The organism is Chamaesiphon sp. (assembly GCF_041737865.1).
Taxonomy (GTDB): domain Bacteria; phylum Cyanobacteriota; class Cyanobacteriia; order Cyanobacteriales; family Chamaesiphonaceae; genus Chamaesiphon.
The window spans coordinates 1-26838 of record NZ_JBGSQZ010000214.1; the positions used below are offsets into that span (position 1 = coordinate 1).

General features: G+C 45.5%; 26 protein-coding genes. 15 read left to right on the forward strand and 11 right to left on the reverse strand.

Translation table 11 applies throughout. The annotated features are described in order from the left end of the window. Nucleotides 1–398: 398 nt before the first annotated feature. Entirely contained in the window at nt 399–1793 is a 1395-nt protein-coding gene (locus tag ACEW9J_RS15935; RefSeq protein WP_373546096.1) for an ATP-grasp domain-containing protein, read from the forward strand. A 156-nt stretch (nt 1794–1949) separates the two neighbouring features. Further along, on the forward strand, nt 1950–2990 hold the full coding sequence (locus tag ACEW9J_RS15940; protein ID WP_373546097.1) for a D-alanine--D-alanine ligase: 1041 nt from the start codon (nt 1950–1952) through the stop codon (nt 2988–2990). An 18-nt stretch (nt 2991–3008) separates the two neighbouring features. On the opposite strand, the gene ACEW9J_RS15945 is transcribed toward ACEW9J_RS15940, so the two are convergent. From ACEW9J_RS15945 to ACEW9J_RS15955, 3 genes are all read right to left on the reverse strand, one after another. Continuing rightward, entirely contained in the window at nt 3009–3626 is a 618-nt protein-coding gene (locus tag ACEW9J_RS15945; protein ID WP_373546098.1) for a hypothetical protein, read from the reverse strand. A 50-nt stretch (nt 3627–3676) separates the two neighbouring features. Continuing rightward, on the reverse strand, nt 3677–4726 hold the full coding sequence (locus ACEW9J_RS15950; RefSeq protein WP_373546099.1) for a tRNA dihydrouridine synthase: 1050 nt from the start codon (nt 4724–4726) through the stop codon (nt 3677–3679). 474 nt (nt 4727–5200) lie between these two features. Continuing rightward, nucleotides 5201–5431 carry a hypothetical protein gene (locus ACEW9J_RS15955; protein WP_373546100.1) on the reverse strand — a complete coding sequence of 77 codons (231 nt, stop codon included), beginning with the start codon at nt 5429–5431 and terminating at the stop codon, nt 5201–5203. Between the two features lie 267 nt (nt 5432–5698). Here ACEW9J_RS15955 and ACEW9J_RS15960 point away from each other — a divergent pair, with 267 nt between their 5' ends. From ACEW9J_RS15960 to ACEW9J_RS15980, 5 genes are all read left to right on the forward strand, one after another. Beyond that, the gene (locus ACEW9J_RS15960; protein ID WP_373546101.1) at nt 5699–6868 is read left to right on the forward strand and encodes a hypothetical protein; all 1170 of its coding nucleotides are present in this window, start codon (nt 5699–5701) and stop codon (nt 6866–6868) included. 189 nt (nt 6869–7057) lie between these two features. Continuing rightward, nucleotides 7058–7375, forward strand: coding sequence for a hypothetical protein (locus tag ACEW9J_RS15965; protein WP_373546102.1), 318 nt, complete (start codon nt 7058–7060; stop codon nt 7373–7375). Between the two features lie 378 nt (nt 7376–7753). Continuing rightward, nucleotides 7754–8164 carry an ester cyclase gene (locus tag ACEW9J_RS15970; RefSeq protein ID WP_373546103.1) on the forward strand — a complete coding sequence of 137 codons (411 nt, stop codon included), beginning with the start codon at nt 7754–7756 and terminating at the stop codon, nt 8162–8164. Then, entirely contained in the window at nt 8131–8385 is a 255-nt protein-coding gene (locus tag ACEW9J_RS15975; RefSeq protein ID WP_373546104.1) for a hypothetical protein, read from the forward strand. Before ACEW9J_RS15970 ends, ACEW9J_RS15975 begins: the two co-directional genes overlap by 34 nt. 69 nt (nt 8386–8454) lie before the next feature. Beyond that, nucleotides 8455–9045 (forward strand): hypothetical protein, encoded by a 591-nt coding sequence (locus ACEW9J_RS15980; protein ID WP_373546105.1) that lies wholly within the window; start codon nt 8455–8457, stop codon nt 9043–9045. Between the two features lie 121 nt (nt 9046–9166). Here the strand turns inward: ACEW9J_RS15980 and ACEW9J_RS15985 are convergent, their stop codons facing one another. The 5 genes from ACEW9J_RS15985 to ACEW9J_RS16005 form a co-directional block, all read right to left on the reverse strand. Then, nucleotides 9167–9712: a DUF456 family protein gene (locus ACEW9J_RS15985; RefSeq protein ID WP_373546106.1), complete on the reverse strand. Its 546-nt coding sequence runs from the start codon at nt 9710–9712 to the stop codon at nt 9167–9169. 98 nt (nt 9713–9810) lie between these two features. Next, a complete protein-coding gene (locus ACEW9J_RS15990) occupies nt 9811–10095 on the reverse strand; it encodes a YggT family protein (RefSeq protein WP_373546107.1) in 285 nt (94 codons plus the stop codon). A gap of 128 nt (nt 10096–10223) precedes the next feature. Beyond that, entirely contained in the window at nt 10224–10601 is a 378-nt protein-coding gene (locus ACEW9J_RS15995) for a hypothetical protein (protein ID WP_373546108.1), read from the reverse strand. Between the two features lie 32 nt (nt 10602–10633). Next, the gene (locus ACEW9J_RS16000) at nt 10634–11047 is read right to left on the reverse strand and encodes a ferredoxin (RefSeq protein WP_373546109.1); all 414 of its coding nucleotides are present in this window, start codon (nt 11045–11047) and stop codon (nt 10634–10636) included. 80 nt (nt 11048–11127) lie between these two features. Then, entirely contained in the window at nt 11128–12777 is a 1650-nt protein-coding gene (locus tag ACEW9J_RS16005) for a protein kinase (protein WP_373546110.1), read from the reverse strand. 113 nt (nt 12778–12890) lie between these two features. On the opposite strand from ACEW9J_RS16005, the gene ACEW9J_RS16010 reads away from it, so the two are divergent. The 4 genes from ACEW9J_RS16010 (at nt 12891) to ACEW9J_RS16025 (ending at nt 15780) form a co-directional block, all read left to right on the forward strand. Next, nucleotides 12891–13052, forward strand: coding sequence for a hypothetical protein (locus ACEW9J_RS16010; RefSeq protein ID WP_373546111.1), 162 nt, complete (start codon nt 12891–12893; stop codon nt 13050–13052). A gap of 215 nt (nt 13053–13267) precedes the next feature. After that, nucleotides 13268–13969 (forward strand): two-component system response regulator RppA, encoded by a 702-nt coding sequence (gene rppA, locus ACEW9J_RS16015; RefSeq protein ID WP_373546112.1) that lies wholly within the window; start codon nt 13268–13270, stop codon nt 13967–13969. Between the two features lie 113 nt (nt 13970–14082). After that, nucleotides 14083–14928, forward strand: a complete 846-nt coding sequence (locus tag ACEW9J_RS16020) for a sulfurtransferase (RefSeq protein WP_373546113.1) — start codon at nt 14083–14085, stop codon at nt 14926–14928. A 315-nt stretch (nt 14929–15243) separates the two neighbouring features. Continuing rightward, nucleotides 15244–15780: a DoxX family protein gene (locus ACEW9J_RS16025; protein ID WP_373546114.1), complete on the forward strand. Its 537-nt coding sequence runs from the start codon at nt 15244–15246 to the stop codon at nt 15778–15780. A 356-nt stretch (nt 15781–16136) separates the two neighbouring features. Here ACEW9J_RS16025 and ACEW9J_RS16030 read toward each other — a convergent pair whose 3' ends face one another. Then, nucleotides 16137–16997 carry a ferritin-like domain-containing protein gene (locus ACEW9J_RS16030; protein WP_373546115.1) on the reverse strand — a complete coding sequence of 287 codons (861 nt, stop codon included), beginning with the start codon at nt 16995–16997 and terminating at the stop codon, nt 16137–16139. Nucleotides 16998–17276: 279 nt separating this feature from the next. Between ACEW9J_RS16030 and ACEW9J_RS16035 the strand changes: the two genes are divergently transcribed. Then, complete coding sequence (locus ACEW9J_RS16035; RefSeq protein WP_373546116.1) at nt 17277–18557, forward strand: sugar ABC transporter substrate-binding protein; 1281 nt, start codon at nt 17277–17279, stop codon at nt 18555–18557. Between the two features lie 121 nt (nt 18558–18678). On the opposite strand, the gene ppk1 is transcribed toward ACEW9J_RS16035, so the two are convergent. Next, nucleotides 18679–20814 (reverse strand): polyphosphate kinase 1, encoded by a 2136-nt coding sequence (gene ppk1 / locus ACEW9J_RS16040; RefSeq protein ID WP_373546117.1) that lies wholly within the window; start codon nt 20812–20814, stop codon nt 18679–18681. 639 nt (nt 20815–21453) lie between these two features. On the opposite strand from ppk1, the gene ACEW9J_RS16045 reads away from it, so the two are divergent. Then, entirely contained in the window at nt 21454–22443 is a 990-nt protein-coding gene (locus ACEW9J_RS16045) for a hypothetical protein (protein WP_373546118.1), read from the forward strand. Nucleotides 22444–22492: 49 nt separating this feature from the next. Next, entirely contained in the window at nt 22493–23578 is a 1086-nt protein-coding gene (locus tag ACEW9J_RS16050) for a hypothetical protein (protein ID WP_373546119.1), read from the forward strand. A gap of 253 nt (nt 23579–23831) precedes the next feature. Here the strand turns inward: ACEW9J_RS16050 and nagA are convergent, their stop codons facing one another. Further along, on the reverse strand, nt 23832–24974 hold the full coding sequence (gene nagA, locus ACEW9J_RS16055) for an N-acetylglucosamine-6-phosphate deacetylase (protein ID WP_373546120.1): 1143 nt from the start codon (nt 24972–24974) through the stop codon (nt 23832–23834). Nucleotides 24975–25234: 260 nt separating this feature from the next. On the opposite strand from nagA, the gene ACEW9J_RS16060 reads away from it, so the two are divergent. Next, nucleotides 25235–26800: an ammonium transporter gene (locus ACEW9J_RS16060; protein ID WP_373546121.1), complete on the forward strand. Its 1566-nt coding sequence runs from the start codon at nt 25235–25237 to the stop codon at nt 26798–26800. Nucleotides 26801–26838: the final 38 nt, after the last annotated feature.

A 26838-nucleotide genomic window follows, 5' to 3' on the forward strand; every position in this document is an offset into this window, starting at 1 on the left:
TATCAAGGCAGGGCTGATCTATTGGAAAAAGAATAATGCTAAAACCCAATTGTTTCGTTTAACTTCCATCTACATTCGATCGAGACTTAACGACAGAAAAGGGTTAGAGCGGTTTTTCTCTGGTGGATGGATCAGCCCTGCTTATCAAGGGGGGGTTGGGGGGGTAAATCAACCTCAGTATAGATCCAGCCGACTTGTGGATAAACAGTAAATCGATCGAGAAAAGTTGAGAGGGTTAAATATCTATGCTTTAACCATGAAGCTCGATATCGGTTTGATTTGCTTCAATATAGATGGTGAAAACTTCCCACCATCTACGTTTCAAGAGCGATAGATTAAATAAATATTTGTGCCTAGATACTTGGTTAGGCAATTTTTCACTGCAACATCAGAAAATTATGACGAAAACAGTTTCAGTTGCAGTGATGCCATCTGAGCCAGGAACTAGGATGGGCGATAGCAAGTTACAGACAAGAGTGAAAACAATAGCCACTCTTCTATTATTGCTATTGGTACTACCGTTGAATCTCACCTTAACGGCGATCGCCTTACTGGTAGCCGTACTCACCAAGCCGTTCCAGTCGAGATCGATCGCCGCCAATCCCCAGACAATTTTGATTAGCGGCGGTAAGATGACCAAAGCCTTACAGTTGGCTCGATCGTTCCATCAAGCGGGGCATCGGGTGATTTTGGTAGAAACTGAGAAATATTGGCTGACTGGGCATCGTTATTCCTGGGCGGTCGATCGCTTTTATACAGTCCCCAACCCCCAGACACCGGAATATCCCCAGGCACTCTTAGATATCGTCAAACAAGAAGGTATTGATGTCTATGTGCCCGTTTGTAGTCCAGTTGCTAGCTATTATGATGCCGCAGTGCGAACGATACTCTCCCCCTACTGCACCGTTATGCACGTCGATGTAGACATGCTCCAACGCTTAGATGATAAGTATGAATTTGCCACTGATGCCCAAGCACTGGGGTTGCGGGTACCCAAGTCTTACAAGATTACGCATCCTCAGCAAGTCATCGATTTTGATTTTTCTAACGAACGGCGGAAATACATCATCAAAAGTATTCCCTACGATTCGGTGCGACGCTTGGATCTGACTAAGTTGCCTTGTGATACGCCAGCGGAAACTGCGGCTTTTGTCAAGTCTTTACCGATCTCTGAGAGTAAACCTTGGGTGATGCAGGAGTTTATCCCAGGGCAAGAATACTGTACTCATAGCACGGTTCGCAATGGGCATCTTCAGTTACACTGTTGCTGTGAATCGTCCGCATTTCAGGTGAATTACGAGCATGTAGATCGATCGGACATCGAAGCTTGGATTCGTACTTTTGCCAGTAGTTTGAAACTAACTGGACAAGTCTCATTAGACTTTATGCAGGCGGATGATGATGGGCAGGTTTACGCGATCGAGTGCAATCCTCGCACCCATTCAGCCATCACGATGTTTTATAACCATCCCGATGTCGCCAAAGCTTATTTACAACAAGAGGCACTGACTCAAACAGTACAACCATTAAGATCTAGTCGTCCGACTTACTGGATCTATCATGAAATTTGGCGATTGATAACGCATCTCTATTCGCCACAATTGACTTGGCAACGATTACAAATTATTACTCAAGGTAAAGATGCTATCTTTGAATGGAACGATCCGCTACCATTTTTGATGGTGCATCATTGGCAGATTCCATTACTACTATTAGGAAACTTACGTAATCCTAAAGAATGGATTCGGATCGACTTTAATATTGGCAAACTTGTCGAAATAGGCGGAGATTAAATTAGTTGATAGTTGATAGTTGATAGCGGAAAACCCTCTTGTCCCTCCTCCGTTTTTAATTATGTTCAGCCCAGTAGGGTGGGTACTCCCCACCAGCTAGGTTTCAGACATACTCTACCCGACCGATAATTGCTACCTACTTATGTCTAGTTACTCATGACACCATTACGCATTTTGCACTTAGTCGGATCGGCAGTCAGTGATTTTTATGTCGATCTGTCGCGCCTCTATGCCCAAGATTGTCTGGAAAATACCGCCAATCCAGCTCTCTATGAATTTCATATTGCCTATATTACGCCCGACAAACAGTGGCGTTTTCCGGTAGAGCTGAGTCAGGAAGCGATCGCCACAGCCAAGCCCCTGTCGCTAGCTCAAGCACTACAAGTGCTAGAACAGCTCCAGATTGATGTAATGGTGCCTCAGATGTTTTGCGTTCCTGGGATGACTCAATACCGGAGCCTGTTCGAGCTGTTGAATATTCCATATGTGGGTAATACCGCAGATCTGATGGCACTAGTTTCTGACAAAGCCAAGACCAAAGCAATAGTCGCCGCCGCCGGAGTAGTTGTACCCGCAGGAGAAGTCCTCCGCGCTGGCGATCTTCCAAGTATTAACTTCCCAGTTGTGATCAAGCCAATGAACGGCGATAATTCGATCGGTGTGACGTTGGTCAAAGATATCGCTGACTATGATGCAGCTTTGCAAACCGCATTGACTCATTCAGATGAGGTACTAGTAGAAACCTTTATCCCACTGGGACGCGAAATTCGCTGTGGAGTCATCGTCCAAGCTGGTAAACTAATCTGCTTACCACTCGAAGAATACGCACTCGATGCCGCTACGCGACCGATTCGGAGTTATGCTGACAAGCTCAAACAAAATGATACTGGAGACTTGGACTTTGCAGCTAAGGATAGTACCAAGTCATGGGTAATTGACACCAGCGATCCAATTACTGAAAGTGTCTGGGCGATGGCTAGAAAATGTCATGAAGCCTTGGGCTGTCGTCACTACAGTCTATTTGATTTTCGGATCGACCCCCACGGAAATCCGTGGTTCTTGGAAGCAGGTTTATACTGCTCATTTGCTGAAACCAGTGTACTTTCGGCGATGACTGAAGCAGCGGGAATTCCTTTAGATAAGTTCTTTCATGGTATGTTGCAAGATGCGATGGACGATCGATCGTCCTTTGTTTAGATCGATATCAAATTCTACTCACACCAAATCGATCGAATCTAGGCGCAGCATCCAAACTAGTACGCCCAAAACATTATCTACTGGCAGCAGTGGATAGTCAGTTAGATCGATCGATACCACCCGTTCTGTCAACTGCAAAAATCGCCAAACTGTCCCGCTCGTAACTACACCATAAACTGTCTCTACTAATTGACCCTTCATCGCGTTAAACCGCTGCGCCGCGACCATTTCTGCTAAACATTGACCTAAAGCAGGTTTGAGATCCTCCTTTTTTGCTTCCACTAGCATTAGCACTGGAGCTTTGACATAAAGCTGCTCTGAAGATCGACTCACCAAAAAATCACAGAACCCATTCAGATCCGCTGCGATATCTACGTTAAATTCTTCGCCCGAAAACACCCCAACCTGTCCGCCAAGTTGACGTTTGACTTCTAATAGCACTGGATTAATAATCCCCTCAGATCGCGCCTTCTGGCTACCTACAGCCACCGCCCAGGGTACATTTTCTATCAATAGCTCTCGGAGCAGCGGCGTGGGTACCACTGGCTGAATTGCGGCAAATAGATTTGACTCCTCTCGCACCGTCAAATCAAAATCTTCCACCGCACGACTAAGAGTGAATTTGCTATATGGCATGGGTTTGTCCGAACTTGTGGTGATGAGATGGCTATCTTTGATTGTGACATCTAAGCTTCACACTTAGGACGTGCAAAGATTCCGGCATATGGCTCTGCCGAAAATACGCCAGCACGATCGAGTAAATATCGATCGCATACCCCAAATAGTTCCGCCTCAGTCTGTGCTTTTCGCATATCACGCAAGAATGCCCCTTCTGCATCCACGCTTTGCCCGATGTAATTGAGATACATCTTCAAGTGACTAATCCGCGATCGCTCCTGCACTGCTTGCACCTTGGGCATCTGGTATAGTCGATCGATATAGTCCCGCACTTGCTCTAGTGTGACGATCGAAATCTCCTGTCCCGATAATGCCTCCCGCATCTGCTTGAAAATCCAGGGGTTACGAATTGCCGAGCGTCCGATCATCACTCCTGCTGCTTGAGTTTGGGATAGCACCGCCATCGCACTCATGGCAGAGGTAATATTGCCATTTGCTAACACTGGACATCGCAACCGTTGGACGGCGTGGGCAATCAGATCGTAATGGACGGTGCCATGGTAGCCTTCTTTAACCGTGCGACCATGTAAGCTCAGGAGATCGATCTGATGCTTGTCGATTAAGTCCAAAATCCGATCGAACTGACTCGTATCCTCAAACCCGATCCGCATTTTCACCGTCAACCGACCTTCTACAGCCGATCTCAATTCTCCCAGGATGCGATCGATCTTATCTGGATCGCGTAATAGTCCCCCCCCGACATTCTTGCGATAAATTTTGGGTGCAGGACAACCCATATTTAGATCGAACCCCGCAATGGGATAGTGGCTCAATAGCTGCGCCGTCCGCACTAGATCGGGAATACTTTCACCGATGGATTGAGCAAAGATCGGCCGACCTGTAGTGTTTTCGGTAATCGATCTGAGGATGTGTTTCTCCAACCGCGAACTGTCATGCACCCGAAAATACTCAGTAAAAAAGTAGTCAGGACAGCCATAACTCGCGATCGTATTCATAAAGCAGACATCTGTGACATCCTGCATCGGTGCCAATGCTGTCAATGCTACTGCTGAAAATTTTGGCATCATCTGAGCCGGAATCAGATCTGAGAGTGTCATAGAATGGCTGAGTGCGCGATCGAGCATGTGAAAATTAGTGTCCTCTTCACCATTCTATGCCCTAATCTCCAAGCCTTTAAACTAACCAACTCCTAAAACTACCCTCTATCCCTAAAACCTAAACCCTAAAGCCTAAAACCCACATTCCGCACTTCAATTTTTCGCGGGTGTAGGGTGCTGCGGCAGCAGCGGCTCGCGCACGCCTTTGTTCCCCGAAGGTTTAGCGGCGTTTTTATTCGGGGGTTCCCCCTGTCTTGGCGTTTTTTATGCGGGGGGAACCCCCGCATAAAACGCCGCCGAATAAAAAAACGACAAGACAGCGAGACAAGACAGCAAAACGCACCGATCTTCGTCCTCAAACCCCTAGGTGTGTTATCCCGTAAGGGTAACGCACCCTACATGAGCGAAAAACAAGGCTTTTTAGACATGAATTTTATGAAGTGCGGAATGTCGGCTAAAGCCTAAAGCCTAAGCCTACATCATGCCCCAATATTCTGGTTTGACGGAATCTTCGATCGCCACCATCCACGCCGCCAGATCGAACCCTGCGGCTACCCGCCAAATTTGTACCTGGGCAAACTGTCGCTGGCTGCCGCTACTAGCGATCCAGCGATAACTCCAATAACTCAGTGCCATCCAGCGCAGATAACGACGTTTTAGCCAGCGTAGGGGGTTTTGTCGAAAAGACTTTAATTCTCCAAGCATGGGTGACTTCTTACTAGATTCGAGCGGATATGAATAATTATGACAATAATTCTACTAACTTGCTGCTACCTTGTATTAAATTGAGAGCAATTCGGAGGTGTTAGATGTAGTTTAGAATAGGTATCGAGGAATGAAGTGCAGATGTAGAGATCGCATTGTGAATTGGCTCTTGTTCCCTGCTATGCCTCTTTTGTTTGATGCCGAACGCTTTGGCGATATGGAGCATCGACTCATCCTGATGTCTGACAGTTAATGTTTACGGTAAATATGTATCAACCTTCCACCCGCAATAACTTTTTAGACATTTTACTCGATCCGACGACGATCGCGATCCTCGCATCGATCGCGCTACATGCCACGATTGGAGCTAGTTTACCCTTCTTTACCCAGCCAGAAAAAGAAGGTAAAAAAGTCGGCCCCAGCACAGTAAAGGTCGTACAACTCACTCCCAGCGAACTGCAACGCATCCCCCAAGCACCACCAGCCCCCACGCCCCAAGTTTTACCCCCTGTCACTCAACCTATTCCCTCTACTCGCCCCTCTGTGGCTCCAGTGCGTCCTCCACAGTTCTCTACCGCTCCTCAAACGATTCCTTTTTCCCCGATTCGCGGTGCTTTTGATGGAGTAACCATCAAACCACCCGCAGGAAACAAACAGCAGCCAGCAACACCCCAAAAAACACCCATCGCCCCAATATTCGATCCCGAAAGCATTTTCAAGCCTACTCCTAAACCTAGCAAACCACCCATTAAAAAAGGCATTACCGCTAAGCCATCAACTCAACCATCCCCGTCAATAAAGAAGCCGCTAGCTAAAAAAGCTCAAGCAGTCCTTACTCCCACTCCACAGCCAAGCGCAGTGACAGATGACGATGGTGGCGAGCAAACGGCTACCACTCCAGCATCTACTCCGACAAACCAAAGCCAGCAACCAGCGGGGACACCACAACTATCTCGTCCCACGGTCACACCCGCACCTGCACCAATAACACCATCAGATAGCTCCGCAGGAGGTGGTAATGGTAATTTTTATGGTAAGTACACCAAATCGGCGACGGAGCGATTACAGCAGTACATAGGGGCAAATCCAGGTCTAAAGTTGTACCAGCCGAAATTATTATCGCAAAGTTACCCCTTGGGAGTAGCTTGTAGTAAAGTCAAGCAACCGCCATTTATCGTCCTGATGGTTGCTTTTGATAAAGTGCCAGAAAATCAGGAAAACAATATTTTAGGCGAGAGTAGCGCACCGTCGATCGACAAACCATATGTTGCTGGAGATCGAGACACACCTGAAAATCGCAGGTTGGGAGATCTTGCGGCTAATGCAGCACTATATGATGCCAATAAAGCCGACCAAGATCGCCCAGCCGCAGATAAAGATAAGCGAGTCCTCTATCAATATCGAGTCCAATTCGATCCCGCAACCTGCAAAAATTAGGCTGTAAACTCTTTTGCTGTGGGATTATCTAAAAATATGAGTGCATCTTTTATCGATCGATTCCAACCACCGCAAGTATTAGTAATTAGTGACTTAACTCTAGATGAATTTCTGGTCGGACAAGTGGAACGTATTTGAGGTTAAGCTTCGATAATTATAATAGATGCCCGAATTGCGGGAAACAACAACGTGCCTTTTTACCATCATCAAAAAACGCCAGCATCAAACGCTTTAACCGAAATTGCAGATGTTGAAGATATGCTCGATGCGATCGAAGCAGCAGGCACTCAAACCGACCTGCTCCAGACCTTGTGCAAACCGCTACCCCTCAAAACAATCTGCCGCCTACTGGGTGTGCCGCTGGCAGATGCTGCGAAGTTGAGCGGTTGGTCGGATGCGCTAATTGCTTTCCAGACCCCAGGCTTGCCTGTCGATGTGCAAGTCGCCGCCGCCCAAGGTTTGCGGGAGTTGGAAAACTATATGCGCTACGTATGTTCAGCTAGATAATGAAGAGACAATACCAAACGTCAGGCTGCTAGAAATTCAATTGTAACTATTGGCAAAGTTGCACTCTTTTTCAAATTTGATTGGGGCTTTCTCGCTCCATTGATTTCTCGATATATTGGGATAAAGCACCATAAAATTGACTGCTATGTTCGTGGTCTGGATTTCTATGATCGTTACTTAGCTAAAAGTTGAGGAATGCTTGTCACCCCTTCAGGTGCAAAAGATAAATATACCGAACCATAACCTCGATCTAAATCTTACTGATTCTGGATATCACCGCATTTTTCAGAGAATAGGTGGAAAGTTTCCGTATAATAAATAGTTGTGTGGCAACGCGCGGCTTGGCTACGTGCAGCGGCCTCAATATGATTAAAAAGTATGAAATCACCGAAAGAAGTCGCTCATGATTGGATTGCAGCCTATAATTCGTGCGATCCTCATGCACTTATTGAGCTTTATCATGATGATGCGGAAAATCATCAGGTCGCCTTCGGTGCTCCGCTTTCTGGGCGCAAAGTTTTATTAGAAAGTTTCATTGCGTTCTTTACCGCATTTCCAGATAACTATACGCATCCGTTAAGCATATTCGAGGATGGAGAATGGGTAATTATCGAGTGGAAAGGTGGTGGCACGTTTACGGGTCAATTGGGTGACTACGCTCCAAATGGTAAGAGTTACACGTTGCAGGGCTGCGGTTTCTTGCACGTCATTAACGGCAAAATCAAATTCCAGCGTGGCTACATTGACAAACATACATGGTTTACGCAGCTTCAAATACCAGTCGCGTAAGTCGTCAACTGCCACACAACAAGGAGCTGCATCCGACCGCCTACAGCATCGTTGCCCTGGTTATCGCTACAATGCTCTGTGCGCTGTTGGTTGTGATGGCAAAGTTTGAGTCGCTTATACCCCTAATCGCGGCTGTAGGACGGGTATCGGTGGCAGTCTGGCGATCTATTCCCCGCACGATCGATACCAACTCAATCCCGATCGGCTATTTCCCTGCGTGAGTTTCAATCTCTATTTATCTCTGGTAAATGGGTACTCTCTTAAATAGAGATTAACTAGATTTGAAAACAATGGAAATAGGCGTAGAGCGGGTGGTTCATCTGAGCAGTATGGGGGCGCATTTAGATCGTGGCACCGGATTTATCCTCGGTTCTCACCATACAGAAAGGATTCTCAATGAGCTATCAGACATCAATATTACTTATCTACGCCCTAGTTACTTCTACACCAATTTGTACAGCTTTGTAGACATGATAAAAAGCCTAAGCTCTATCGGCGCAAACTATGGTGGCGATGACAAGATTGCTATGGTTCACCCTCAAGATATTGCCACCGCTGCTGCTGAAGAGATCGAAACACCTGCGACTGGATTTAAAGTGCGCTATGTGGGCAGTGACGATTGTACAGCTAACGAAGCCGCTCAGATTTTGGGCATCGCTATTGGCAAGCCGGATTTAAAATGGGTGACTGTTACTAATGAGCAGATGCAAGCGGGTTTAGAACACAAAGGAATGCCAGCACATATTGCCGCCAACTTTGTGGAAATGTTTACTAGCATTCATAGCGGCGCATTACGCAAAGATTCTGACCTGCATCAGCCAGTTGCGATGGGTAAGGTAAAGTTGGCAGATTTTGCTTCAGAATTTGCTGCTGCTTTTTAAAAATATCGATTCTCTTTACCTCCTCTATAAGAGGCTGTGTCTACGGCAGGCTTTGCGTTGGCGTAGCCTGCGCTTTGTGCTTACAGAGAGGCTACGCCGACGATTGGAGGTAGCTAAAGTATCAAGTGATTCCAAATCCTAAATGCCATGTGGTAACAGCAAAGACGATCGCCGCAAACAACGATAATAAACCTTGGATAATCAGACCAATTACCGAACCGAGGACGATTCCAACTCCAGCTTTGACCGAAATCTTCAATCGATCGACCAGTGGTGCCTGACGCGGGTATAGTAACTCGCCGACTACAGCCCCAATAAATGGCCCAAAAAATAAGCCAACGAGCGGGCCACCTACAGGCAAAGCTGGCAGCAGTCCAAAGAATCCGAGGAATAAACCGAAGATCGAGCCAATTTGACCCCAATGACTCGCTCCAGCTTTTTGGGCACCCCAGATGCCCGACAACTGATCGATCGCAAAGCACATGACAAACACTACACTGGATACTACCAATGTGACTGTCACTTGGTTCCAGTCATACAAGAAGCCCGAAACGATCGATGCACCCAAAATTAATAACGGCCCAGGCATCACGGGTACTACAGACCCGACCACCCCCACTAAGGTCATCAGTAGTAAAGCAACGTAAATTAGTGTTGTAGTTGTCACTTGGGGGATATTTGTTAATTGTTAGTTACCAAGAACTTTTGTGTTTGTGCTGGAGCCACAGTTAGATCGTTGGCGTAGCCTACCGGAGGTAATCGTGACTAAAAAGCTAGTGCTGGAGCCAGGGTTGACAAAGCCTGCATCGCGAATTGTAAGGCAAAGATGGCGATAATTGGGGATAGATCGATCGTACCGATTGGCGGTACAAATCTAAACAGGTTGAGATAAGGATCCGTTACTGGACTGAGAAAGCCCACGATTTGCTGCATCCAGTCAATATTCGGAAACCAAGTCAGTAACAACCGGACAAAAATAATAACTAGATATATATTTAGAAAATTTGAAATGCTAACAATCAGTAATGGTAAGATCGCGGCGTTGTTCATAAAAATTATTGTTTGAGCGGAAACCTGCTCCACCTATTTTAACCGATCGACTGGTAATTATGGCTTGTGTGGCATACCGTACAAACCGACTAAACCATACTGCTAGCGGTATGGTTTAGCACGATCGCTCAGATCTGAGGATCTAGCGGTGGTTGAGTCTGGACATCTTCATCCTTGCGTTCGGGGGAGAAGCCTCTGGTTTGGAGCATCGGATCTCCAGGTGCATGTCCGATCGACGATCTGACTGAATCGATCGCATTATTTAAGTCACTGATTTTATCATCCAAACTGCGTCGGGCTATTTCCATCCGATCGAGCGTCCGGTTGCGGCTGGATTTAAATGGTCTTTTTTCACCACTTGCGCCGGACAATCTACTATTCTCAGTTTCATCATCAAGCCGATTGGCTCTTTGTGTCGCGATCGCAGCACCAACAATTCCCCCAACTACGCCACCTACGAGCGTCCCCAACCAAAACCCACCACCAAATCCATCCCGATTACTCATAGATCTTCCTACCTAAAATTACTATTTTACAATTATCCCCTATTCCCGATCTCCGATCCCCTAAGTGGTTTGACCAAAAAAGCATATTCCTCGACAATGCGATCGCCTAATAAATGCTCTTGAATAATCCGCTCGATAACGGCTGGGGTAACAGAATGATACCAAACACCATCAGGGTAGACAACCGCGATCGGCCCGTGATGACAGACCCGCAAACAGTTTGCTTTAGTCCGAAAAATACATCCTGGCTGTGCATCGGGACGATCGAGATTTAATTCTTTTAGTCGTTTTTTGAGGTAGTCCCATGCCACCAAGCTCTCTGCTTTAGAGCAACATAGGGGTTTAGTTTGGTCTGCACAAATCAGGATATGTCGATCGATCCGATCTAGTCCCAGACTAGCGATCGAGTTATCGAACATCTGAAGATCCAGTAATTCATTATCCATAATCGACAGATTAGCTATTATCTTTATTTTACTAATCTGAGTCCACTAATAACTATCAACTAATAACTATCAACTATCAACTATCTTGCTGCCCCCACTGAATCGGGGGTAGGCAAACTTACTGGTACTGGAGCAATGGTAGTCACTTCTAGTTTATAGCTACTGCTCATGGTACTTGGGAGTGACACGATTTCGATCCGATATTCACCAGAGAGCGGGAGATTCCCCTCCCAATTGACAGTATTTTTGGCGAAGACATCTACATTTGCTTGATTGGGAGCAAGGATGTTCATGGTTGCCCCCGCAGGTATACTCACCAGTGTCACCTTGAGTTTTTGTCCGACTGGCAGATTGATGCTAAAGACTGTCGGTAGGGGCGAATTTAGATTGCCTTCTTTGATTAGTGGTTTACCTACTTCGATACTCAAAGCTTCTACACTTGCTGCTACAGGTGGGGTGGTAGTAACCGCCACAGGTGGGGATGCTGTCTCGATCGGGAGCGGTACTTGACTGGGCGGAACCGCTGAGAATGGCGAGGGAGTTATGGTTGCAGTCAGTGGTGGTGTCTTGGTGCCACTACTTGATGTCGTCATCGATCGACTAATCAAATATATGGGGAGAATGATAACTACAAATGTGGCAAATACCGAACCTAGGGCAACCCCCCAAGGTGTGTTGAAGATGCCGCGCAGTGGATTTTGTCGTCGCTGATGATTACTAGTTGGATAGGAACTAGATTTTACTTTAGTCGATCGCTTGCCTCGCGATAGTGGTACTGATTCTCGATTGCTCGGAGCTGACGGCTGAGATCGACTAGTTGAAGGGCGGTTAGTGCTCGGCGGGATCAAGATGCCGCCAACCGGAGCATCCGCTGTCGCTCCGACAAAATCTGATACCGCACGCAAGGCTTGAGCGACCTCAGTGGCTGACTGGTAGCGACTATTTGGCACCCGACTGAGCATTCTATTGAGGATTTTGGCAAACCAAGGTGTGAGGGTGGGTACCCACTGATGCCATTTCCAGGTCATGGTACTTTTGTCAATCAGACTTTCGGGTTTTCGTCCAGTCATCATTACGACAACCGTGACAGCTAAGGCATATAAGTCACTATTGGCATAAGCTTCCCCTGTTTGGAGTTGCTCTCCAGGTGCATATCCAGCTTTACCAACAGTTGTCCCTTGGTGGATTTGGGTAGATACTTCTAGTTGAGTCACACCTGCTTTGACTACACCAAAATCAATCAGCACGGGCAACTTATCGCGATCGCGAAAAATCATATTGTCAGGAGAAATATCGCGGTGAATAATTCCCATCCCATGAATATGTGATAGTACGGGAAGCATATCGAGCAAGAAGGCAACTGCTTCAGCTTCTGTAAAAGTTTTACTATTTTTGAGTCGATCGCTGAGAGTTTTGGCAACTGTTTTCCCCTCTGCATACTCCTGCACTAAAAAGAGCCGTTTTTGCTCTTCAAAGTTGGCCCGGAACTTAGGAATTTGGGGGTGATTAATTTGGTATAGTACTTGAGCTTCACGCTGAAATAACTCCTTAGACTTTTTGAGTGCTTCCCGACCGCGATCGTTGGGACTAAATTCTTTGAGCACACACATCTCGTCAAAACAGCCAGTGTCTTGAGCTAAGTATGTCCGCCCAAAACCCCCTTGACCCAACACTTTGGTCACACGATAACGCTGTTGAAGTAGTGTTCCCAATGGAATTGGTGGTTGCATAACTCGAACTTACGCCTCGAACTAAGGAGAATATAGAAAAGTTGACTAAAGAGTTGCTAATAATCTGACTCAGTACCTTTATATGCGGATAGACGGCAATCGATCGGGATGAGATGGCTCTTCGACTATTGTTGGCTCACTTGCTGCTGTGGAGCCTCGATTTACCACGATCGGTTTGTGAAGATCGCGATCGTCAGATCGTCAATCGTCCCGAAAATCTAACACAGTCTGACTTTATAATTGTGATGTCGCAATATTTTAGTCAAAACGAGTAAACAATCTAAATGTATATTTGTCTGGGTTGGATCGAACAATCGCTGGTGATTCGATCGCGTTGGCGTTAGCCTTGCCGTTGTGCACAGCGCGGGCTTTGCCCAATCGGATTTAGATTCATGACAGCAACTGCGATCGAAAGGTAATTTCGCTCTAACCGCTCTTATCATACCCTCGCATCAGTCAGAATCGTTCATCTGTGTGCAATAAACTTCCAATGAAAATTTTGCTTGTTGATGATGAACCCGCTCTCACCGAACCACTAAGTCGGTTACTGACTAGAGAAGGGTATACTGTGGATGTTGCGACAGACGGTCGAGTTGGTAGCAATTTGGCGATCGGTGGCAATTACGATCTGCTAATTTTAGATTGGATGTTACCACGTCTGACTGGGTTACAAATTTGTCAACAATTACGCGATCGTGGTGACTTGACCCCTGTATTATTCCTGACAGCTAAAGATACTCTCGACGATCGCGTGATTGGACTGGATGCGGGAGCTGATGACTATTTGGTCAAGCCGTTCGAGCTGCGGGAATTGCTAGCTAGAGTTCGCGCTTTGCTCCGGCGGGTACAACCAATAGATCCTCATCCGACTCAATCTAGACTCCAAGTGGACGCTCTAGAATTAGATCTAGACAATCAACTTGCCTATGTACATGGGCGGAGTATCGAACTTTCGGAGAAGGAAACTCAATTACTGGGATACCTGATGCAAAATGCCGGACAAATCCTGCCTCACAGTCAAATTCAAGCCTATCTCTGGGGGCAAGATACTCCCCCTAGCAGTAATGTTCTTGCCGCTCTAGTTCGGTTGTTGCGGCGTAAAATTGAAGTCAAGGGGTCGCCGGAGTTGATTCAGACTGTGTATGGGAAGGGATATCGGATTGGTTTTAAACAGTTGACAGTTGACAGTTGACAGCGATTCGCTAAACCGTCGGCTGTGCCGACGGTTTAGCGAATCGCTGTCAACTTTACTGGGTGGGGAACCCGCCCACACAACTGTCAACTGTCAACTGTCAACTGTTAAACATGCTTACTTCCTCGATCGTTACCGCCGCGACGCTCAATAGTTATCTATCCTCAGTATCAAATCTCGATATCAAGATCGTCGATTGTCGATTTGCGCTGGGCGATCGAGATTTGGGTAGACAGCAGTATGAAACCGCGCACATTCCTGGAGCTTATTACTTGGACTTAAATCGCGATTTATCGAGTCCTGCTGGAGTTCACGGGGGCAGGCATCCGCTACCGGACGATCGAGTACTGGGGGACAAATTAGCCGCTATGGGGATTAGTTCTGACACCTTAGTAGTTGCTTATGATGATTCGCGATTTGGTTTTGCGGCGCGGTTGTGGTGGTTGCTGCGCTACTACGGACACGATCGCGTCGCTCTCCTCGATGGTGGTTATAGTAATTGGCAAGCTGGTTATCCAGTGACTAGCGATCCACCAGCAGTAGCGGTGCCTGGTAATTTTCAGCCGCAACTTCAGTCAGACTGGATCGTCGATATCGATCGAGTTAGAGCTATCCAACATTCAGCCGCTCATCTGCTGATTGATTCCCGCGAACCCGCTCGATATCTAGGCAAAACCGAACCGATCGATCCTGCTGCCGGACATATCCCCAGTGCTGTCAATTATCCCTGGCAAGGCGTGACTACACCTGAAGGATTCTGTTTACCTATTCAAGAGCAGCAACAACGCTGGTCGGCAATTTTACCAGATCTCGCATCGTCGGCACAGCCACAGCTTGAAAAAATCGTCTATTGCGGTTCGGGGGTGACGGCTTGTGTCAATTTATTTTCCTTGGAGTTGGCGGGAATCGCTGGAGCCAAATTGTATCCAGGGAGTTGGAGCGATTGGTGTTCTTATTAGGGAGTAGCCAATAGCGGTAATTATTTCCTTCGGGTCGATCGGCATATCCGCGAATACCGTCGAGGATTGGAAAGGATAAAAATCGGGAGAAACTTTAATCTCCTGCTCTGACTTACCAGGATCTTAGCGGCTCAGACCTGTTTTTCAGCCTATATTCTGGAGCTGCGGCACTGCGGATTAAACGGGGATAGATCCGCCGCAGGTTGCCATCGGCAGATTTTTTTATCCTCAGATCGTAACTTGACCTTGAATTCCAATATTAAAATACATTAAGATAAATAAATAAATATATATAAACATCCCAATCACTTAATCATGATTAACTCTCTTATTCTTCGGCTCCTTAAATCGAGCACGACCCCAAGCTTTTGGTCGCAGTCTGCTCTGACCGTATTGCGAGTTTGTATCGGTGTCACGATGGTTCACAACGGTATGGATAAGTTAGGAGATATTTCGAGCTTTGCTGAAGCATATGTAAAAGTGATTGGGTTGCCATTTCCGATCTTCTTTAGCTACGTCGCCGCCTTCACCGAGTTGATTGGTGCGCCCTTACTAGCAATTGGTTTTCTAGCTCGTCCCGCGGCTTTCGGCTTATTTAGCACGATGTGTGTAGCAATGTACCATCACATCCTCGTTGCAGGTTTTAGCATTCCTTATCTGGAGCTGTCAGTAGTTTACGCATCTTGTTTCCTATTCTTGACAGTCAACGGTCCTGGTCTATTTTCAGTCGATACTTTGATCCTAAACTGGTTAGACTCCAACGCTCTATCGGCGAAAGCGAAGCAAATCATGAACCTAGAGCGAGCTTCTAACTTAGACGTTTCTGACAAGTCGGCAGCAGTAGGCAAGTAGTAAGTAACTAGCCTGTCAATCTGAGTATTCGATCGATAATAAATAAGGGTAGGGGCAATTCATGAATTGTCCCTACCCTTATTTATTAGAAATGCCTGTTAGTAGACACCGCAAATCGAGGCTACTATAGCAACCGTTAGGGCGATTCAGACAGCACAGCGATTGTGTCTTGTCGCACTTTTCGCTTCGCGGATTAAGAGAATAGTCCGCGAAGCGAAGCGTCTCGAAGAGAAGGCGGACTTTGCATCATGAGCAGAGCCTACCCTTCGCCAAAGGCGACGCTTCGCGAACGGGAACGCTTCGCGAACAGTCCCTAGGCTCTGCTCAACCCGTTGGCAAAGACACTCACATTGGGATTACTTCATTGAGTTCCCCAAAAACATCGGAATAAACTGAGTCACAAAAGCTTCAGGATCGCGACTCCAGGCTTTTTGAGCGGCGGTGATGCGAACTTTTTGGAGTTCGGGGTCGAGGAGGGTTTCGGGTAGCCGTGCCATTAGATATTGGGGACGTTCCCAGAGTGGGAGAGTGTTGACGACATCCATCAAGTTACTTACTCGACGAAGTTCGGCACCAAACATGATATCCATTCCCGACTCGTAGGCAGCTTGCTCGATCGCGATAAACTTACGTTTAGCTACTTCGACTTTTTGACGATGTTCGGGACTTTTGGCCGCTATTTTAGCTAGTTGGCGATTACCCCAACGAACGTGTCCGGTTTCTTCAGGAAAGATTTTCTCGATCGTTTCGCGGATCTTAATATTTTCTTCAGTTTGTAGCCCAGTTTTGAGCGCGTGAATGTGCGCTGAAAAGAATTCACAACCACGCTTTTCAGTGATATTAATAGCGGCTAGGGCGGCAATTACAGCATCTTCGGGAGTGGTATAAGTCTCTCGATCGATCAACCGTTCAAACTCATCGATATATGATACGCCTGGTGGGGTATCAATCGGGCCACCAAGATCGACTAAAAGCTCTGTGAGCCACATCGCATGGCGGGATTCATCATTGATGTGATGGGAAAGATCGCGAATTAACTCTGGGGGCTTTCCATTGAGTTGTTCGATTAATTCGGTGAGATCTTTGCAACTGCGTTGTTCGTTATAGCGGTAGCGATTGAGAGTGACGAGGTGAATTTCTCGATCGCTGACAACACGTTTTAAGATATCTCTGGCACTAAGACTGTTATTTAGTTTGCGAGGGTAGGCAACTGTCATAATATTTTTCTCAATAGTTAGCTATTGGGTGCTTTAAGAATTGTAACGCAATCTTAATTCCTTCCCAGTATCAAATTAGCGAGCTAGGGTAGTGAGTGGATGGTGGATGGTGGATGGTGAATTGTCTCTCGATTGGGTTGAAAGGGCGTAATGACTGCTTTCCCCGATCCTTTTACCCCGAACTCAAGTCTAATTGGCAACGCAGATCGGTTAGCCCCTGTTCTCGATCGCCCAAATCGCCGATAATGCTGTGGTGTCGATCGCTGGATATCAAAGCTAATGCTCAAGATTGCTAATTTTCGTCGGTTTCTGATTTGTGGTTTGTTAGGACTGATCCTCACTGGAGTGGTAAGTTGTCTCAAATCCCCCAATACCAAAGCACCACAGTTAGAATTTTGGACGATGCAGCTTCAGCCCAAGTTTAATGGTTATTTCAAAGATGCGATCGGGACATTTGAAGTCGCCAATCCTGGTATTAAAGTTCACTGGGTAGATGTGCCGTGGGGAGCCATGCAGGGCAAAATCCAAGCCGCTATGGGTTCGAAAACTGCTCCCGATGTCGTCAATCTCAATCCTGATTTTGCCATTCAACTAGCCGCTAGAAATGCTTGGTTAAATCTAGATCCTGTTTTGACTAAAGGTGAGAGCAAGGAGTATCTACCCAGTATCTGGCAAGCTGGCACCCTCGACGGTAAAGCCTTTAGTTTTCCCTGGTATCTGACCAGCAATATCACGATCTATAATCAAGAACTGTTCGCCAAAGCCGGAATCGTCAAACCACCGACTACTTATCAAGAATTAGCCCAAACTGCCAAACAAATCAAAGAGAAGACAGGAAAATATGCCTTCTTTGCTACCTTTGTCCCTGAAGATACCAACGATGTCCTAGAGTCCCTAGTCCAAATGGGTGTCCAACTAGTAGACAAACAGGGCAAGGCTGGCTTCAATACCCCTGCTGGTAAAGCTGCCTTTCAATATTGGGTTGACCTTTACAAACAAGGCTTGCTACCCAGGGAATCGTTGACGCAGGGACATCAACAGGGTATTCAACTCTATCAATCGGGTGAGACGGCGATGCTGTTTGCTGGGGCACCATTTATTGATACGATTGCTAAAAATGCACCCCAGATTGCGAATATCTCCGCCGTCGCTCCCCAAATATCGGGACAAACGGGCAAAAAAGGTGTCGCTGTGATGAATCTAGTCATTCCTCGGACTACTAAAACACCCGATGCAGCCGTTAAATTTGCGCTGTTTATCACCAACGCTACCAATCAATTAGCTTTTGCTCAAGCATCGGATACATTGCCTTCAAATGTCCAAGCAGTGACAGATTATACGACTAAACTAGCCAGTGGTAATGATAAATCTACCATTGCTCAGGGAAAATCGATCGGCGCGCAACAATTAGCGCAGTCAGAGATATTGATTCCCCCACTCAAGAATCTCAATGTACTCAAGAAAGCAATTTATGACAATCTTCAAGCTGCGATGCTGGACGAAAAAACAGTCGAGCAAGCAGTAGCTAATGCGGCTAATACTTGGGATGCAGGGAAATAAGACATAAGATCGCGCATGTGCAGGAGTATTAAATACTGGTGCGTTGCGGCTCAAGCCGTAACACACCAGACATCAACCTAGCTATTCATCTAGGATTGCTAGATTAATTAGCAACTATCAACTAATTAACTGCCATATCCATCAGAATTTGTTGAGTACTTTCTTCATTAGTACCAGGTTGAGGACGACGTTGTTTATAACTACCATCAGATTGCATATCCCAAGCTTGGCGGTTGTCTGACAACATGATACCTAATATTTCTTGGAGATCTTTAGATATTTCTGGATCTTCGATCGGTGTAATTACTTCTACACGTCGATCGAGATTTCTAGTCATCCAATCAGCACTACCAATTAAGACTACCGGATCGCCATCATTATTAAAATAGTAGATCCGAGAATGTTCGAGAAACCTCCCAATAATACTGATAACTCGAATATTTTCGCTCACGCCTGTTACGCCTGGACGCAAACAGCACATCCCGCGAACGATCAGATCGATCGAAACTCCAGCTTGAGAGGCTCGATAGAGACTTGCAATCATTTTTGAATCGACTAAAGCATTCATCTTGATCGCGATTCGCCCAGTTTTACCTGCATGACAGTGCTCGATTTCTTGTTGAATTAGTTGCTCGAATGATTCACGCGTATTTACAGGTGAGACAAGTAGCTGGCGATACGCACGTTGCTGAGAATAGCCAGTGAGATAATTAAATAAATCTGTCAAATCTGCACCCAATTCAGGGCGACAACTAAACAAACCAACATCTGTATATAGTGTTGAAGTTTTAGCGTTATAATTTCCCGTACCAATATGAACATAACGGCGAATCTTTTCATCTTCCCTGCGGACAACTAGTACAACTTTAGTATGTGTTTTTAGACCTACTAGTCCATAGACAACATGAATACCAGCTTGTTCTAGTTGACGTGCTAAGTTAATATTATTTTGCTCGTCAAATCTAGCTTTTAGTTCGATTAGTACCGAAACTTGTTTACCATTTTCGGCAGCTTCAATTAAAGCTTTGAGAATCAGAGAATCTCCAGTAGTACGATAAAGTGTCATCTTAATTGCTAACACTTTCGGATCGTTTGCAGCACAAGTAATAAACCGTTCTACCGTATCGGGAAAAGATTGATAAGGATGATGGACTAAAATATCTTTCTGAGCGATTAAACTAAAAAAGTTCCCGCCGTCTTCAGTGGCTTTTCGTCGCCGTAAATATGCAGGTATGACTCCATTCCACGGTGGATCTTTTAATTCAGGAACAGGTAAAGATAAAAAAGACATCAGATCCCCTAAACCTAACATCCCGTTAACTTCATAAACATCTTGCTCTGTGACTTCCAATTCCTCTTGCAGCATCTGTCGAATCTGTTTAGGCATAGCAGATTCTACTTCAATTCGGACTGTAGAGCCACCTTTACGCCGCTTCCGCAAGCCTTCTTCGATCGCTTGGAGTAAGTCATCAGCTTCATCTTCAGCAACGCTGATATCAGCATTTCGAGTGACTCTGAAGGTGTAGCAACCTTGGATATTCATCCCTGGAAATAGGGATTCTAAATTGTGAGCGATCAATTGTTCTAAAGGAATACCCGTCCAAATTTGAGGACGTTCTCGATCGATTTGGAGCGGATTAGTTCGATCGATTACTTGTAGTGTTGGTAAATTGATAAAGCGTGGTAAAACTTTAGGTACCTTAACTCTGGCAAATAATTCTTCCCCAGTATCGGGATGTTCGATTACTACTGCCAGATTTAAACTAAGATTGGAAATATATGGAAATGGATGTCCAGGATCGACAGCTAAAGGGGTCAGAACTGGAAAAATTTGCTCTTCAAAATAGCTTTGGAGATAGCTACATTGCTCCTGATTTAGATCGAAATAGTCTAATAGGTAGATGCCCTGCTGGATCATTGCTGGGCGTAATACTGTTTCAAAATGCTGGTGCTGCTGGGTAATTAGCTGCTGGACTCGATCGCTAGCTACTGCTAATTGTTCTGTCGGCGTTCTTCCATCTGGAGTTAGTTGGCTGACTTTCGCTTCAATTTGTTGCTTGATTGCAGCAATCCTCACCATATAAAATTCATCGAGATTCGAGCTAAAAATTCCCATGAATTTCAGCCGTTCGATTAGTGGTGTCCGCTCATCCATCGCTTCATGCAATACGCGAGCGTTAAATTCTAGCCAAGTTAGTTCCCGACTCAGATAGTATTGAGGATCGGACAAATTAATATCTGATGGATTTGTTGTCATTGATTTTGAGAAGTTCATGTAGCAACGCTCCAATTTAAATTAATTGATAATTGATAATTGATAATTGGATTGTTCCACTGTGGGGATTTCAACCCCGAAGCCATAGCTTCTGCTCTTTGTTAAAACTTAAACTTTTAAGCCAGATTCCTTACAATTTGGTAGTATATTTTACGCTTTCTTTTGACTCAGTACCCCAACCACCTCAATTATACATTTCTATTCTATAGTTACCCTTCCCCACTTTCCGTTCGCGAGGCGTACCGTAGGTAATCGAGTCCTATCTCCAATACGGAACCCACCCCAGCCCCTCCCAAGAGGGGATTGATACGGATAGCTGGGCGTGGCTTCTGGGGTTTAGGGGGATCTACGATTTCACTGAGGATGACGATCTAGATGAACTACATTAGTACAAATTTTCTAAAAAGTATTGACGATTGCCTCCTTTGATGGTACAATAGTATTATGAGTTGAGAGCTTGAATTAATTAGCCTTAGCTCTCAAACAGCAAATCAAGCGATATTTAAGTTAATTCACTCGCAGATTTGGGCACAATTAGTTAGTGACTAAAATCGGACTAAACTCTATCTGTATTGCAGGGGAGTGGTTTTCATGCGTCGTTATCCTCAAGGCATCTAAATTATGGCAATAGTAAAAGATAGTAAGTTCCAAATTTTAACCGAACTCGATCGGATTTTAGCCCAACAACGTCAACCTGGTTCTAAAGTTGCCACCAAAGAGGAAGAAGCGCAACTAGTCAAGAATCAAGAAATTGTGACTAAAGCTGCTACTTATACCGTTGACACGATCGTCAAGGGGATGGCAGATTTACAGTTAGAATTTGGGAGTATTATTAATGGACTATCTGACAGATTAACTCTAGAAGTCGAAAAACTCACCGAAGTCAAGCAATCGATCGAGATTGAAACACAACATCGCTCGGAACTCCAACAAGTCAGAGTAGTTGCAGATGCCCTACACATCATTACTCAAGAGCATCAACAAAGTTTAAAAGCGATCGAGCAGGATCTTGCAACCGATCGAGAAAATCTAGAGAAAGAGCAAACAAACCTCCGTAAACAGTGGGAACGAAACGATCGAGACTATACGGAGCAACAGACAGAATTAGTTACTATCGCTGCCAAAGATCGTCAAAAAGAGCAAGACGAAGTTCAGTATAAAGTCACACGCGATCGCCAGTTGCAAAATGACACTTATACTGAGACAAAACGCAATCAAGAGCAAGATCTGCAATCGCAAGATCGCGAAAAACAGAAGCAATGGAAAGAACGTGAAAAATTCTTGAAAGAGCGTCAAAAACTTGCTGATGAAAATACGGCTAAAATTACTGCTTTCCCTACAGAGCTAGAAGAAGCAGTCAAGAAAGCCAGAGAAGAAGCTATTAAAGAAACTAGTAGCGATGCTAAAGTCAAAGCCGACTTAGCCGAAAAAGAATGGGAAGGCATGAAACAAGGATTTGAAATGAAGGTTCAATCATTGGAACGCACGATCGAACGTCACAATGAACAGATTGCCGCTATGACAACCCAACTTCAGACAGTGATGAATCAAGCCCAATCATTAGCAATGAAGGCATTTGAAACTTCCGCTAAAATTAGCGAGAAAAATTAAAGATTAACCAAGAGCCTCAATATCCACACTTTCTACACCCTAATTGAATATGGCAACAAAACCAACAGATAAAAATACTAAAGCAGAAATTCTTACTGCTTATAATCAACTTGCTGATGAGAAAAAGGCTCTAGAAACCCAAGTAAAAAATGCTCGACAGCAAGCTGCACCCCCTGCATCTATCCCCACTACAAAAGTAGTTAAAGACGAACCAAAAGCCATGACAAATGCAGGATCCGATCGAGATAAGGTCAACCATACCATTGCTAATCTAGATAGCCTTCAGCTCGGTTTTGGTTCCGCAGTCAGCGAACTATCAGAGAAGCTCACTACCGAAGCTGCAAAATTAGCTGAAGTTCGTGAAGGTGTAACTTCTGAAATCACTGACTTGCAAACGCTACATAGTTTGGCAGTAGATGAGGATACATTTGAAGAACTAATTAATAACTATGAAACTAGTTCTAAAGCCTTTGATGAGGAGTTGAGAGAGCGACAAGAAACTTCTCAACAAGAAGTTCAGAGCTTAACCAAAGCTTGGAGTAAAGAGCAAGAACAACATGGGATCGCCATCAAAGAGCGCGTCGAACTCAATCGCCAAACTAGCCAGCGGGAAGTCCAAGAATATAAGTACAATTTGGAGCTGCAACGGAAGATCGATCGAGAGCAGCACGAGCAGCAACAAGCAGCTTTATATTACGAACTAGCTGAAGCTAAAGAAGTCCAAGAAAAAACTTGGGCGGAGCGAGAGCAGGCTCTAGCCGAACTTGAAAAGCTATTTCACGAAGCTAAAGATAAAGTCGCTGCTTTTTCTCAAACTAAAGAAAAAGCGATCGATAAAGCTAAGGCAGAAGGTAAAGGTATCGCTACCTATCAAGCTAAAATTAAATCCGATCTCTATGCTGCTGAAGTAGAAGGTCAAAGTAATTTTTATGAAAGTAATATCGAATCATTAGAAGAGACAATTCTTACCCAAGAGAACCGTTTAAATAATCTATCTAAACAATTAGAAGCAGCACTGAAACAAGTCCAAGATTTAGCTGTCAAAGCGATCGAAGGTTCGGCAAATGCCAACTCTTATCAAACGCTCAAGGAGATTACTCTAGAACAAGCCAAGTCACAAAATAAAACGAAATAGTACGATCGAGGGTATCTGTAACCTCACATCTTGCACTAATACATAAAGACTAGTAAAGGCGTAGATCTAAGGGCACCCTGGATCTATACTCAAAACGGCTACAGGATGGACTTTTTATTCAATAGCCTAAGCTTTGCTCCACAAGGGTTTCAACCGTTAGAGTAAAAGTCTAGCTCTCATCCGTGTTTAGTATATACTAAGCACTAGTATATTTAAACTAGTGCAAGATGTGAGTAACTAGATACCCTCGATTTTAGCTGAGTCTTTGCCAACTCAACTTCCGCTCCGCATCTATACTCCAACGTAATAAATTAGCTGTTTGTCCGATATGAGGATCTGCAAAATCGCTCTCTCCCAGAGCATGACGCGGTGCTATAGTTGCTAGTGAGATCGCATCACCCACATCACAAATCTCCCATTTCACTAAATTCTGCACCCCGACTAAAAGCGATCGAGTAGTCCCCGAAAGTGTCCCATCAGGTAATCTCGCCGTACCATCAACCACCTCAATTTCGCGCCGATCCCAAGGATATTTCCCATCGGCTAACCCCAATGGGGATAAAGCATCACTCACCAAAAATAACCCCTCGCCGTATCTACCAGCGCGTACGAGTAACTTTAACATCGCCGGGTGAACGTGCTGCCCGTCGGCAATAAACCCGCACTGCACATGCGGCTGAGTCAGTGCCGCACCCAATAAACCTGGTTCCCGATGGTGCAATCCTGGCATCGCATTGAAAGCATGAGTCACCATTGATGCGCCGCTAGTAAATGCACTTTCAGCCTGGGCAAAATTCGCCTGAGAATGCCCTAAGCTGACGATAATGCCTAAAGACTTCAGATAAGGCACGATCGTTCCTGTCGGGTCTAATTCTGGGGCAAGGGTGATAACTTTAATTGTCTCAGTATATTGATTGAGTACCAAAGTAACAAAATCTAGAGTTAGCGGTAATAAATACTCTTCAGGATGGGCACCGCGCTTGTGAGGATTGAGAAATGGCCCTTCCAGATGAACGCCGAGGATTTGGGCTGTATGAGGCGGCTGATGTGCCATAAACTCACTAAAGACGGCTAGCGATCGATGGATATTCTCGATCGAAGTCGTGACGATCGTTGGTAAAAATTCATTCACACCCTGCGCCCACAGGAAATCGCAGATCTGCGTCAACCGCTCCAGATCCCCCATCTGCACATCAGGAAACGCCAATCCCAACGCACCATTGATCTGAAGATCCACCCCACCCAAAGAAATCCAATCGCCCTGTACATCTAGACTTGGTAAATTTGCTGTCGTCTGTCGAGCGGCAATTTCGACGATCTTGCCATTGCCGATCTCGATCTCCTGCATCCCCACATAGCCAGGTATCCGAGCGTTAGTAATTTTGTAATCTTTCATGTTATCGATCGGGGGCGATTGGCTACTATCGATCGTCAATATATCAATTTGTATCCAATTTGACTATTTATCGATTTTGTTCGATGTTTAATTGAATACACTAATGTTGTGTGAGATCGCCGATTAAATAAATTTCTCAATATACTCAGAAAATACTACAGCACCTTGCTCCAGATTGAACCAATCGATTTAATGGTCGCAGTGTTGGCTGACAAACAGAAGTTATTCGACTTAGCTATCGAAAAAATAGGAAATTACTCATGGTTTCAAAAATAAGCCCAAAACAGCACCAAAGATCTACAGAAGAAAGCTTAAATCGTTTTTTTAGAAAGCTGTTTGCTATCAATTGGTATAGGCAACTATCAGGCACTTGGCGTAGTTGCTTGCCGATTGCCGTGGCAATTATCGTTTTTTGGAATGTTGCAGCAATAGCACAAAAAGCTCCGCCAGACCCGATTAAAATGGCGGAAGAACTCAAAGTCAATCTCGATACGGCTTGGGTAACGATCGCGGCGATGTTAGTAATTTTTATGAATGCTGGTTTCTGCATGTTAGAAACTGGATTCTGTCGTGAGAAAAATGCTGTCAACGTCTTGGCAAAAAACCTGATCGTGTTTGCCCTCTCCAGCGTCGCTTTTTGGGTGCTGGGATTTGGCTTGATGTTTAGCACAGGTAACGACTTCATCGGTACCGAAGGATTCTTCTTGACAGGCGCGGACAATAGTCCAGCCATGGGCGATGCCTACAAAGGGGCATTTACACCGCTCAATTGGACGGGAGTACCTTTAAGTACCAAGTTCTTTTTTCAACTGGCGTTTGCTGGTACCGCAGCCACAATCGTGTCTGGTTCAGTTGCCGAGCGGATTAAGTTTCCCTCTTTCCTGATGTTTAGCTTATTATTGGTCGGGATCGTTTATCCGATTACTGGGCATTGGATTTGGGGCGGTGGTTGGCTGGCAGACATGGGATTCTATGATTTTGCTGGTTCCACTGTGGTCCACGCCGTCGGCGGCTGGGCTGCTCTGATTGGGGCATGGATGCTTGGGGCGAGACTTGGTAAATACAATAGTGATGGCACAGCCAATGCTATACCAGGTCACAATATGAGTATTGCGACCCTGGGCTGCCTGATTTTGTGGTTTGGATGGTTTGGGTTTAACCCTGGTTCGACAATGGGTGTATCAGCAGCGATCGGACATATTGCTGTGACTACTAATACTGGTGGTGCTTTTGGTGGGATTGCCGCCACCGCCGTTGCTTGGCTCGTACTCGGTAAACCAGATCTATCGATGATTATCAACGGGATCTTGGCAGGACTGGTCGCTGTCACTGCTTCATGTGCTTGGATTAGCGTACCCTCAGCAGCAATTATTGGTGCTGTGGCTGGGGTCTTGGTTGTGTTCGCGGTTAGTTTCTTCGATCGTATCAAAATTGACGATCCTGTCGGCGCAACTTCCGTGCATTTAGTCAATGGGATCTGGGGGACTTTAGCGATTGGCTTGTTCAGTCAGGGTGATGCTTTTGGTGTTACACCTGCACCAAAACTTGGCATCTTCTTTGGTGGTGGTTTCGAGCAATTGGGTCATCAACTAGTTGGGACGTTGTCAGTTGGTGGCGTGACAGTTGTGCTGTGCCTGATCTTCTGGGCAATTCTGAAAGCGACCTTGGGAATTAGGGTTACTCCGGAAGAAGAATTCCAAGGATTGGACATCAGCGAACACGGAATGGAAGCATACCCAGGCTCGTCACTCGGCGGCACATCTGACTATAGCAAAGAGATTCACTCTGGGCGTAAATCTGGTCGTGGTAGTGCAGAATATCCATAAGTGAGCGGTCGTCTCTAATACCTGAGGACTCGATCTAG